This window comes from Aeromonas sp. QDB14 (assembly GCF_027707845.1).
In the GTDB taxonomy this organism is placed as follows: Bacteria; Pseudomonadota; Gammaproteobacteria; order Enterobacterales; family Aeromonadaceae; genus Aeromonas; species Aeromonas caviae.
Genome location: NZ_JAPCJD010000005.1, coordinates 57026 through 68516, shown reverse-complemented (window position 1 = coordinate 68516; position 11491 = coordinate 57026). Strand labels below are relative to the sequence as shown.

Below are 11491 nucleotides of genomic sequence, written 5' to 3'. Positions count from 1 at the left end.
GGCGCCCGGGATGAGGGGGAAATGGCGCAGAAACGCACAAGGGGCTGGCATCATGACGATGCCAGCCCCTTGCTGTGTATGGCGTTCCCGACTGGAGTCGAACCAGTGGCCTGTCCCTTAGGAGGGGACCGCTCTATCCTGCTGAGCTACGGGAACCTTGTGGCGGGCATTATACAAGAAGCATTGTGCTTTTAAACCCTTGATTCCTATTCCAATACGGCCAGGTCACCGATTTGGACATTGAACGGCGAATATTTGTTCTGACTGCTGATGATGGCGCCATCCTCGAACACCTGCACCACCTCGAACAGACCGTCTGCGGGGTTGCGCATCACCCTGGACTTGCCATAGGGGTCGACGAAGTCGGCGCTGTGCTGGACCCGGAACTGGTCCCCGAGTTTGACCCCGTTGCGACGGCCCAGGTTGATGTGGGGGCCGCGCTCGTGCTGGGCCACGATCCGGGCGGTGACGGGGGCACAGGCGAGTTCGGCGGCGATGTCCTGGGCCGCCTCCTTCAACTGGTAGCCCACCTCCTGGCCAAAGCTCGACTGCCAGAACTGGCCGCCGCTGCTGCCCACCTGTTCCCGCTTGGAGAAGGTCCAATTGGCGCGGCCCTTGTACTCCTTGCGGCCGAGCAGGCTGCCGTTGATGCCGTCGAACAGGTAGAGCTGCATGGAGAAATTGCGCACGGGATCCTCATACCAGCTGGTGAGGGCGTTGCCCTGGGGCTCGAGGGAGAGGTCGTCGATGCTGCCGAGCACCAGATACTGGCTGTCGGTGCGCAGGCTCAGGGCCTTGATCTCCTCGAGGGCGCTGCGATCCCCCTGTTGCAGATGGAGAGGGTCGATGCGCAGATTCTCGTCCAGCCACTGGCGAGCGACCACCTGGGGCGTCGTCGCCAGGGTTTCAAACAGCCGGCGGGAGAGATCGGCGGGCATGTCGTCCAGGGCACCGGTGCTCGCCTGGTCCGGGTAGCGCATGCGCAGGCGCACCAGCGTCAAATCCTTGGCGTAGTGCTGGGTCTGGCAGATCTGCCGCTCCGCCTGGATGTCGGCCACGAGGGTGATGTACATGCGGCCGTTGCGCACCTCTTCGCGCTTGAGGCGGTACTGGCGGATGTCGCCGCCGGAGCGGATCTGGATCTGCTCGGAGCGCAGGCTGCCGTTTTCCAGGCGCTGGATGCTGGAGACGGAGGCACCGCTGGCCAGCAGCGCCTGGCGCAGGGCATCCCGGGTCGCCTGCTCGCGGGCGTAGACCTCGTCGCCCCCCAGAATGGCGGCACTGCCCTGGGCCTCGATAAGTTCGGCCCTGGCCGACAGGCTGGCCAGCAGCAGGGTGAACAGCAGCGAAACTTTCATAACAAACACCTTGAGTGGGCGACCCCGCTGCCGCCGGTGGGGCGGGTCAGGGATCCTGGACACAGATCCGGTCTGCACCGGAGCGGGTGACCAAATAAAAGCAAGAACCATGCCTTCTTCCCTGGCCGGAGCACGCGCGGTGGGCTCCGGTGGCACAGTGCGCGCCTTTGCCCGGGGATCATCGAGGATCCTGCGCGCATTCCCGCCTCAAGTGTTGGCGGTTGCGACCGATAACAGGTCAGGTGCAGATACAGGAAAGGTATCCATGAAGAGAGTTATCACGGTGCTGGCGGTGGCGCTGGCATTGGTCGGTTGCGGGTCGGCCGACCCCATCAATCGGGAGCTGGGAGACCCCCGCCAGGCGGCGAAGGGGATGGAGCTCAACTGGCTGGTGGCCCGCATGACGGATCAGCTGATGGAGCGCAAGTCCCTCACGACCCTGACCGAGCCCATTGCGGTCGCCTCCTTTGTCGATCTCGACACCCTGAAGGACACCAACTGGATGGGGCAGCAGATCGAGGAGAGCTTCATCTACGAGCTGAACCGGCGCGGTGAGGTGGTGGTGGACTTCAAGACCACGGGCAACATCCAGGTGACCCCGCAGGGGGATTTCGTGATGAGCCGCAACTACAAGGATCTCTCGTCCCGGCTGCCCATCTCCCGCATCCTGACCGGCACCTTCAGCCGCAATCAGCAGGGGATCCTGGTCAACGCCCGCATCATCGATCTGCGCACCAAGATGGTGGAGACCACGGCCCAGAGCCTGATCCCGAAACAATATTTGTCCGGTGCCAGCAACTCCTTTGGCCGGGCCTCCATCAATCGCGGTTACCTGATGCGGGGGGGCCAGAGCCCGTCCGGCCATCTGGTCAACCTGACCCCTTGAGGTGGCGCGTCATGAAGCGTGAAGCGGGCTGGCTGACATTGAGCCGTGAAACATCGGGTGTGGTGAACAGGAAAACGGGGAAACAGCGATGAAAATCTTGTTGGGTTGCCTGATGGCCATGTTGCTGACGGCGTGCAGTGGCAACCGGGTGGTGAACTATGACGTGGGCGAGAAGCCCGATGATTTCCCGGTGCTCAAGGCGGTGGGGTATGCGGTGATCGACATCCAGCCCGGTCCCTCCCAGTCCGAGAAGATGTTGCAGGCGATCCGCGCCTCCAAGATGGACGCCTACCGGGAGCTGGCGGAGCAGCTCAACGGCCAGCAGGTGCGCGGCCAGAGCAGCTACAAGGACCTGACCCAGACCTCCAACTCCCTGGATGTGTCGGTGGCGGGTATGGTGCGCGGTGCCCGGGTGGTGGCGACCTATCCCCGTGGCAACACCTATGCCACCGAGCTGGAGCTCGACACCCGCAACCTCTATCACCTGAACCAGCTGATGGCGGGCCAGTTCTAGGGCGGGTCCGGGGGGCGCCGGCATGAGCCCGGCGATCATCACGGCACAGACAAAGGCGAGCGCAGGCTCGCCTTTTTGTTTGGTCGGGAAGGGGCTCGGATCTGTGGGGAATAACCGGGTTGGCGCCTTGGACGGGATAGGGCCAGCGGTGAGGGTAACCGGGGCTGGCGCCTTGGACGGGATAGGGCCTGGAGAGGATAACCGGGGATGGCGTCTTGGTGGGGAACTGGTCTTCGGCAGGAGAAACGGAGTTGATGGCCGGGCGGGATCCGGCCTGTGGCGAGGAAAAAGGGGGCTGAGGTAGTACAAGAGGCGCCCGGGCGCCGGAATGGCGGCCTTTTTTGTTTAGGGAAATCTAACGATATAGTCATGTCGTTAAATAAAGCCAAACGATAGAGAGGCCCGACAGGCGGCAAAAGGGGGCCGCAACGGGAGGAAGATGGCCTGATGGTGAGTGGAAAGACAGCCGCGCCAGGATCCCGGGTCCACGAGGAAGGGGGTGGAGGGCGGTTTAACGCCGGAAGGGAAGGGCGGGACTGGGCCGCGTCTCACGGGGAGGGAGCAGAGAGCACAAAGGCGAGCCGGGGCTCGCCTTTGTGTGGCAGGGGCGGGATCCGCTCCCCATCAGCTTCCCATCAAGACGGGCGGCACGGCGGTCGGCTTGACGTCTTCGCTCGGGTAGCAGCCCAGCACCTTGATGTAGCGGGTGATCTTGGTCAGCTCCAGCAGGGCGGCCTGCATGGCCGGGGTCTGCAGGTTGGCGGAGACGTCCAGGTAGAACATCTCTTCCCAGGGGTTGCCCTGCACCGGACGGGATTCGAGCTTGGTCATGTTGATCTCGTGGCTGCGCAGCACCAGCAGCGCCTCCACCAGGGAGCCCGGCTTCTGGGAGGTGGACATGATGAGGGTGGTCTTGGCCGGGATCTGGGGCGCCACGTCGATGGGCTTGCGCGCCACTACTATGAAGCGGCTGTAGTTCTCCTTCTGGTTCGCGAGCTGCTCGGCCAGCACGTCCAGGCCATAGAGCTCGCCGCCGGCGGCGCTGCCGATGGCCGCCGCCTCCGGGCTCGCCAGCTCCTTCACCTTCATCATGGCGCTGGAGGAGGAGTCGCAGATCTCGTGGCGCGCCCCTTCCAGCTTGCTCAGATAGTGGGAGCACTGCTGGAACACCTGGGGGTGGGCGTAGAAGGTCTTGATGCGAGAGAGCTCGGTGGGCACGGCGGTGAGGATGCAGTGCTCTATGGGGTAGGTGAGCTCGCCGACGATGGAGAGGGTGGTGTGCTGCATCACGTCGTACACCTCGTTGATGGAGCCCGAGCTGGTGTTCTCGATGGGCAGCACCCCGAAGGCGGCGCGGCCCGACTCCACGGTGTCCAGCACCTCGCGGAAGTTCTGGCAGTTCACCTCGATCACCTGATCCTTGTAGCGGGCCAGGTATTTGCGGGCCGCCAGGCTGGAGTAAGAGCCGCGCGGGCCCAGGTAGGCGACGCTGGTCATGGGCTCCTGCTGCTGGGGGTTCAGCAGGCTCTGCAGGTAGGCCTGCTGGGAGAGCACGGAGTCCTCGATGATGGTGTGATAGATGCGGGTGATGTACTGGGCGTCCAGCCCGAGCGCGCGCCCCTTCTGGATCAGGGCGACCAGCAGATCCTGCTCGCGCTGGTGGTCACGGATGGGACGGGGGTTGGCCTGCTTGGCGCGGGCAACCTCGATGCTGAGGGTCTTGCGCTTGGCCAGCAGGGCGAGCAGCTCCTGATCCAACTGGGTGATGTCGTGTCTGATCTCGTCGAGCGTAGCCATGGTGGTTCCCTATCCAAATCTTCTGTGGTGGTTGGTGCAAAAAAAAGCCTCCGCTGGGGAGGCTCGATTCGTCTTTGGTTTCTGTTTACGCGAATGGTTCACGTGACGACGGGCCTTCCCTCATGTGGGCCGGGTAAACGAGAAAACAAAGAAGAATGCTGTGTGCATGGGCGTGTCCTGAATGTAACGCCATAACCATTAAGGGATTTGGCGGTGCGATGCAAGTAAAACTTGCCCGGGGGCGTTGAACGGGGCAGGGTAGTGGCTCGGGCTGCCAGGGGGAGTGAGCGCCGTTTTGGCCCGATCTGTGACAACGAAAAGAGGAGGCGAGGCGATGGCGATTATCTTCGATCTGGGCAGGGTGGTGGTGCGCTGGGATCCGGTGGCCATAGTGAGTGGGGTGCGCGGACCCGAGGGGGCGACAGCGATCGCGGAGCGGCTGTTCAACCACCCGGACTGGCTGGAGGTGGACAGGGGCACCCTCTCCCTTCACACCATGGCCCGCCAGGCGCAGGCGCGCACCGGCCTGAGCGCGGCGGACAACCTCGCCATCCTGCAGGCGGTTCCCGCCTCCCTGCTGCCGGATCCCGCCATGGTGGCCCTCATCGAGGAGCTGCATGGCGCCGGCCACGCCCTCTACGCCCTCTCCAACATGGGCCACGCCAGCATCGACTGGCTGGAGCGGCAGGATTTCTGGCGCTTCTTCAGCGGCAAGGTGGTGTCGGCCCGGGTGCGGATGATGAAGCCGGAGCCCGACATCTACCGCTACCTACTGGTGTCGTTTGACTTGCAGGCCGAGGAGTGCCTCTTTATCGACGACAGCCCGGCCAACGTGGCGGCGGCCGAGGCGCTCGGCCTGCGGGGGCTGGTCTTCACCGATGCGTCCCGGTGCCGCCAGCACCTGGTGGAGCAGGGCCTGCTGCCCGCCTGAGGGGTGGAGAACCCAGGATGGGTGGCGAAGAAAGCGAGTCAAGCGTTGCCATAGAGCAAATAATGTTCAGATTTGACCATGTCATTTAAGGGTATATTCAGCTTGGTACGCGCAAAATGGTATCCAATTCATCATCCGGAGTTGTTGTTATGGATGCCAATGTAGTCGCGCTGAATCGGGGATACGATCAGACCTTCCAAGCCAGGGAACAGAGGCTCATCAATACCCTGGCCGGTTACGGCGAACTGCTTGTCTCCTTCTCCGGTCGACTGGAATCCTGCTACAGCATGGATCTTTGCCGGGCCAGCGGGGTCCGCTTTCGCGCCATCACCCTGGACAACCCCACCCTCAGCCGTCAGTCGGTGGCCAGGGCCAGGCGCTATTGCCGGCACTACGGCATCCCCCACCAGGTGCTCAAGACGGACGAGATGATCTTCAGCGTGCACCTCGGCCACCTCGACGAGGTGACGGATCCGGTGCGCTATCTGTGCCGGCAGCTCGAGCATGACGACGGTCCGCCGCTGCTGATGTCGGCCTCCGTCGAGGAGATGCGGGAGTATCTGCGCCGGTTTCACAGCCTGCCAGCCAACACCCTCTGGCTGTTTGCCGAGCAGGGCATGACCCAGCGGGACTTTCGCTACGGTTTCCACAAGCGGCAGCTGGATCTCTGGGGCAAGGGAGGGGAGGCCTGCCTGAGCCGGCGCTTCTCCGACATCGAGTCTCTGGATCGGCGGAATCTGCGCATGGTCGACATGGCCGAGCAGATGCTGTTCGACATGGGGCTGGATGGTGCCCAGGTCTTCTTCCATACCCTGGCGGACAGGGTCACCACCCTGGCGAGGATCCAGGTTCCCCAGCGCATGCGGGCCCTGGTGTTCGACATGCAGCCGAGCATCCAGAAGGCCCTCAAGAGCGCCCAGTTCGATCTGGTGACCCTGGATATGGCCGCGGGGGAGGATCCCCAGTCCCTGGTCATCTGATCCCGCGCCGGGGTCGCAACGTGAGTCGGGTCATAGGCAAGGGGGGCCCGACTCTTTATACTGCTGCTTCTCCGTCCCTTACCGAGTCTTTGCCCATGAAGCCCCTCTCCCGACTGCTGGTTGCCCTCTGCCTCTTCCCTCTGCTGGCCGAGGCCGCCCCCCTGCACCAGATCACCCTGCCCGACGGCCGCCAGGTACAGCTCAACGATGACTTCACCTGGGAATACCTGCTGGTCAAGCCCGCCGAGGCGAGCCCCGGCAAGACGGTGACGGCAAGCGTGGCGGCCCCGGTGCTGACCGAGCAAGCCCTGGCCCATCCCGAGCTGCTCTCCCAGGCGACCCGGGACGGCATCACGGTGAAGCTGAGCCAGGTGGCGGGGGACGATCCCCTCAGCCTGCAGTTCGTGGTGAGCAACACCGGCAGTCGCAACGTGGTGCGCGTCAACGGCAGCCTGACCCTGTTCAGCGCCGACGGGGTGCAGCTCTCGAGCGAGCCCGTGCGCTTCTGGGTCGGGGAGAACCGCCTGCCTGACTCCTACCTGCGCAAGGGGGAGGCGCGCGCCTCCCGGGCCATCGAGCTGGCACGACCCGCCGGCCTCACCGGCAAGCCGCTGGTGCGGGTGCAGATCGACGAGGTGGAGTTCCGCTAGGATGACGGCGGGGGAGCCCTGGCTCCCCCGCAGAGTGTTGCACCGGTAACTGCCAGCAATATCCGCTTACATCTGACATGGTTTGGCAACAGCTTGCTCCTCGGCGTTGCCCCCTTTGCCCGTCACAATGGCTCCATTCCAGTTAGGTCCGCCTAACTCAACCCATGGAGTCAACAAAATGCAAAAGATCGCACTGTCTGTTCTGGTTCTGGCCGGTCTCTCTTCCACCTCCGTCCTGGCGCAAGATGCCTTCAGCTATGCCAAGGGCTCTGCCACCTGGGCCCACACCAAGTCTGACTACATCGGTGGCAAGGATGGGGAGAACCGCGACTTTGGCGGCTTGAGCCTGGATCTCTCCAAGAGCTTCACCAGCAATGTCTACGGCCGGATCGGCAGCGAATACACCTCCCGCAGCAGCGGCAACGACAGCATGGCCATCTCCAGCCTGGGGATGGGTGTCTACACCCCCCTCAGCACCGGCCTGAACCTCTACGGTGAAACCGGCCTGATGGGCTACAGCCTGGAACGGGAGCTGGCCTCCGACGTGAATCACTCCGGTTGGGATACCCTGGCCCGCAAGAAGAGCGGCAGCCTCTACGGAGAAGTGGGCCTGCGCTACGACATCGGTGCCGTCGAGCTCTCCACCGGCTATCGCTACGCCAACATGACCGACGACATGCACGACTTCAAGGCGGGGGCGGCGTACAAGCTGACCCAGAACCTGGCCCTCACCGCCGACTACACCTATCGCAACTGGGATCTGCAAAAAGGCTCCATCTCCAGCCTGGGTGTGAAATACAGCTTCTGATCATCCTTCCTGCAGGGTCTTCACCTTTACCCATGACTTCGGTCATGGGTTTTTTTTATGGGGGCTGATCCGCCCGCCGCCCCCTGGCCGTATCAGTTCGCAATAGTTATACAGCTTCCAATTTTTTGTATAACTGCTATAACTTACTCAAGGATTATACAAGGGGCTTCATCATGTACAAGATCAAGGTCGGTATCAGTGCCTGTCTGCTCGGCCAGGAAGTGCGCTTCGACGGGGGCCACAAACGATCCAGTTTCTGCGAACGGGATCTGGGCGCCCATTTCGACTATCACCCCGTCTGCCCCGAGATGGCCATTGGCCTGGGCGCACCCCGCGCCGCCATCCGGCTGGTGAAACGCCAGGGCGAGGTGCGGGCCGAGGCAAGCAACGGCAGCTTCGACGTCACCGACAAGCTGATTGCCTTCAGCGAGCAGAAGGCACGACAGCTCGACTTCCTCTCCGGCTACATCCTCTGCGCCAAGTCCCCCAGCTGCGGCATGGAGCGGGTGCGCATCTATGGCGCCAACAACGAGGGGAGCGCCAAGGAGGGGGTCGGCCTCTTCGCCAAGGCGCTGATGGAGGCCAACCCCCTGCTGCCGGTGGAGGAAGATGGCCGCCTGTGCGACCCCATCCTGCGGGAGAACTTCGTGCTGCGGGTCTTCGCTTACCACGACTGGCAGCAGCTCTGCGCCCGGGGGATCACCGCCTCAGCCCTGATCCGCTTCCATTCACGCTACAAGTACCTGGTGCTCTCCCACGCCACCACCCACTACCGGGCGCTGGGGCGCCTGCTCGCCAACCTTGGCAAGGCCAACCTGCAGGAGGTGGCCGACAGCTACATCCAGGGGTTGATGGCGGCGCTGACCCTGCGGGCCAACCGCCGCAGCCACACCAATGTGCTGATGCACCTGCAGGGCTACTTCAAGCGGGTGCTGACCCCGGCCCAGAAGCAGGAGCTGTGCGACACCATCGACAAGTACCGCACCGGGGTCTTCCCGTTGCTGGTGCCCCTTACCCTGATCCGCCACTACCTGCGCGAGTACCCGAACCCCTATCTCGCCGAGCAGGTGTACCTCAATCCCCATCCCGACACGCTGAAATTGCGTTACGGGCTGTGAAGGTGTGGCTGGATTTGGCCGATCAGGCCTACCTCGACCTTCATCCCGACACGCTCAAGCTGCGCTACGGGCTCTGACCCCTCTGTGCAGGCCCTGGTGGATGACCGGGGCCTCTTCCCAACGTTTGATGGACTCTCTCATGTCTGATGAATCACAAGCAGCCGCGTCTCTCCCCGACGAGGGCGTTTACCCCATTCGCGAGGTCTCCCGCCTCACCGGCGTCAACGCCGTCACCCTGCGCGCCTGGCAGCGCCGCTACGGGCTGGTGCAACCGGCCCGAACCGAGAAGGGCCATCGCCTCTACAGCGAGCAGGACATCCGCCAGATAGGCGAGATCCTGAGCTGGCTGGAGCGGGGGGTGAGCATAGGTCAGGTGAAGGGGCTCCTGAGCGAGCCCCAGAGTGCGCCAGTGAGCGATCACTGGCAGCAGACCCTGGAGCAGTTCAGCCAGGCGCTGCTTGCCTTCAACCAGCGCAAGGCGGAGGCCGAGCTTGGCGATCTGCTGGCGAGCTACCCCTTCGAGCTGGTGCGCAGTCGGGTGCTGCAGCCCCTGGTGGAGCGGCTGCTGGGGCTGTGGCGCGAGCGCCCCGATGGCGAACTGCTGCAACAGGTGTGGCTCGGCTGGCTGCATACCCGCTTCGCCCGCCACCTCATCGAGCAGGAGAAGGGCATCCCCGTCACCCTGGCAAGCTGGGGGCAGGTGGGGCCGCTGGATCTGGCCTGGGCTGCGTATGAGCTCATCGGTCAGGGTTATGAGGTGCAACTGCTGGGGGCGGTGGAGCCCCGCCATGCCACCCTGCTGGAGGGGCGCGCCACTCCTCCCTGGCTGATCCTGCTGGGGGCCGGGCTCGGCAAGCAGGACCTGGCCGCCGAATGGCCAGCGGGCACCCGCTTCTTTGGCGAGCTGGGACGCCTCTACGATGAGCCGTGGCGGCGTGCCCGCAACTGGCACGCCACCCTGGCAGAGGTCAGTGCGACGACCCGCACTGCCAAGGCGAAGGGCAAGGGCGGGAGAACACCGTCATGAGGCTGGTCTGGTTTCGCAACGATCTGCGTCTGGCTGACAACCCGGCCCTGCGCCACGCCTGCGCCGGAGATGAACCGGTCGCCGCACTCTTCATCGTCTCGCCGACCCAGTGGCAGGCGCACAAGCTGGCCCCGGTCCGCCAGCGCTTCATGCTGGCACAGGTGGATGCCATGGGCCGCGAGCTGGCGGCCCTCGGCATTCCGCTTCATCTGCTGCGGGTCGAGACCTTTGCCGAGGTGCCGACGGCGCTGACGGCGCTCTGCCGGGAGCTCGGGGTGAGCCAGCTCTACGCCAACCAGGCCATCGAGATTGACGAGCTGCGCCGCGACCACACCGTCAGCGCCGCGCTGGGGGAGCAGGGCCTGACCAGCCACTGGTTCAACGGCTGCTGCGTGCTGCCGCCCGGTCGGGTGCTGACCGGGTCGGGGGAGATGTTCAAGGTCTTCACCCCCTTCAGCCGCGCCTGGCTCAAGGCTCTCGAGGAGGATGGCTTCGTCATTCACCGTGCCCCCGCACCACGCGGCGAGCCGTTGCCGTGGCTGCCCCTGGCCGAGCGGGAGTGGGTGGACGACGGGCTGGGGGAGCTGACGGCGGACACCCGCTGGCCGGTGGGGGAGGCCGAGGCGAGCCGCCGGTTGCACGCTTTTCTGGATCAGGCGGTGCTCGATTACGGCGAGACCCGGGACTTTCCGGCGCTGGCGGGCACCTCCGTACTATCCCCCTATCTGGCGGCGGGCATCATCAGTGCCCGCCAGTGCGTGGGGGCGCTGCAGCAGCGTCTCGGCTACCGGCCCCAGTCGAAGGCCCAACCCGGTTTCGTCTGGCTCAACGAGCTCATCTGGCGCGAGTTCTACCGCCACTTGCTGGTGCTGATCCCGAGCCTCTCCATGAACCGCCCCTTCAAGCCGGAGACGGCGGCCCTGCCGTGGAGCTGGGATCCGGATGCCTTCGCCGCCTGGTGCGAGGGGCGCACCGGCTACCCCGTGGTCGATGCGGCCATGCGTTGCCTCAACGCCACTGGCTGGATGCACAACCGGCTGCGGATGATAGTGGCGAGCTTCCTCACCAAGGATCTCCATATCCACTGGCGGCTTGGGGAGGACTACTTCATGAGTCGGCTCATCGACGGGGATCTGGCGGCCAACAATGGTGGCTGGCAGTGGGCGGCGGGGACCGGGGCCGATGCGGCGCCCTATTTCCGGGTCTTCAACCCCACCACCCAGGGGCAACGATTTGATCCACAAGGGGAGTTCATTCGTACCTGGGTCACTGAGCTGGCGGATGTGCCTGCTGCCTATCTCCACGAGCCCCACGACTGGTTGCGGCTCAAGGGGCGGCAGGATTATCCGGCCCCCATGGTGGATCATGCCGTTGCACGGGTGAGGGCCATCGAGATATTCCGCGAACTGGAGAAAAACTAGT

11 protein-coding genes, 1 tRNA gene and 1 other annotated feature are annotated in these 11491 nt (G+C 64.3%); of the genes, 9 read left to right on the top strand and 3 right to left on the bottom strand.

Features of this window, described 5'->3' with window-relative positions; genetic code table 11:
- Positions 1 to 79 precede the first annotated feature (79 nt).
- Together PG887_RS02970 and PG887_RS02965 are read right to left on the bottom strand one after the other, a co-directional pair.
- Positions 80 to 156: transfer RNA gene (locus PG887_RS02970), tRNA-Arg, on the bottom strand.
- Positions 157 to 206: 50 nt separating this feature from the next.
- Positions 207 to 1358: a flagellar assembly protein FlgT gene (locus tag PG887_RS02965; RefSeq protein ID WP_039041370.1), complete on the bottom strand. Its 1152-nt coding sequence runs from the start codon at positions 1356 to 1358 to the stop codon at positions 207 to 209.
- Positions 1359 to 1623: 265 nt separating this feature from the next.
- Between PG887_RS02965 and PG887_RS02960 the strand changes: the two genes are divergently transcribed.
- Complete coding sequence (locus PG887_RS02960; RefSeq protein WP_010673310.1) at positions 1624 to 2244, top strand: FlgO family outer membrane protein; 621 nt, start codon at positions 1624 to 1626, stop codon at positions 2242 to 2244.
- 88 nt (positions 2245 to 2332) lie between these two features.
- Entirely contained in the window at positions 2333 to 2758 is a 426-nt protein-coding gene (locus PG887_RS02955) for an LPP20 family lipoprotein (RefSeq protein WP_010673311.1), read from the top strand.
- A 624-nt stretch (positions 2759 to 3382) separates the two neighbouring features.
- On the opposite strand, the gene pheA is transcribed toward PG887_RS02955, so the two are convergent.
- A complete protein-coding gene (pheA, locus tag PG887_RS02950) occupies positions 3383 to 4555 on the bottom strand; it encodes a prephenate dehydratase (protein ID WP_103244400.1) in 1173 nt (390 codons plus the stop codon).
- 38 nt (positions 4556 to 4593) lie between these two features.
- Positions 4594 to 4727 (bottom strand) — a sequence feature (Phe leader region).
- Positions 4728 to 4889: 162 nt separating this feature from the next.
- On the opposite strand from pheA, the gene PG887_RS02945 reads away from it, so the two are divergent.
- The 7 genes from PG887_RS02945 to phrB all read left to right on the top strand — a co-directional run bounded on the left by PG887_RS02945 (position 4890) and on the right by phrB (position 11490).
- Positions 4890 to 5486 (top strand): HAD family hydrolase, encoded by a 597-nt coding sequence (locus PG887_RS02945; RefSeq protein WP_270821142.1) that lies wholly within the window; start codon positions 4890 to 4892, stop codon positions 5484 to 5486.
- A 116-nt stretch (positions 5487 to 5602) separates the two neighbouring features.
- On the top strand, positions 5603 to 6466 hold the full coding sequence (locus PG887_RS02940; RefSeq protein WP_167335696.1) for a hypothetical protein: 864 nt from the start codon (positions 5603 to 5605) through the stop codon (positions 6464 to 6466).
- 95 nt (positions 6467 to 6561) lie between these two features.
- Complete coding sequence (locus PG887_RS02935) at positions 6562 to 7116, top strand: DUF3157 family protein (RefSeq protein ID WP_270821141.1); 555 nt, start codon at positions 6562 to 6564, stop codon at positions 7114 to 7116.
- A 178-nt stretch (positions 7117 to 7294) separates the two neighbouring features.
- Positions 7295 to 7924 (top strand): outer membrane beta-barrel protein, encoded by a 630-nt coding sequence (locus PG887_RS02930; RefSeq protein ID WP_039041374.1) that lies wholly within the window; start codon positions 7295 to 7297, stop codon positions 7922 to 7924.
- Positions 7925 to 8097: 173 nt separating this feature from the next.
- A complete protein-coding gene (locus tag PG887_RS02925) occupies positions 8098 to 9042 on the top strand; it encodes a YbgA family protein (RefSeq protein WP_010673317.1) in 945 nt (314 codons plus the stop codon).
- A gap of 139 nt (positions 9043 to 9181) precedes the next feature.
- On the top strand, positions 9182 to 10069 hold the full coding sequence (locus tag PG887_RS02920) for a MerR family transcriptional regulator (RefSeq protein WP_270821140.1): 888 nt from the start codon (positions 9182 to 9184) through the stop codon (positions 10067 to 10069).
- On the top strand, positions 10066 to 11490 hold the full coding sequence (phrB, locus tag PG887_RS02915; RefSeq protein WP_270821139.1) for a deoxyribodipyrimidine photo-lyase: 1425 nt from the start codon (positions 10066 to 10068) through the stop codon (positions 11488 to 11490). Before PG887_RS02920 ends, phrB begins: the two co-directional genes overlap by 4 nt.
- Position 11491 lies beyond the last annotated feature (1 nt).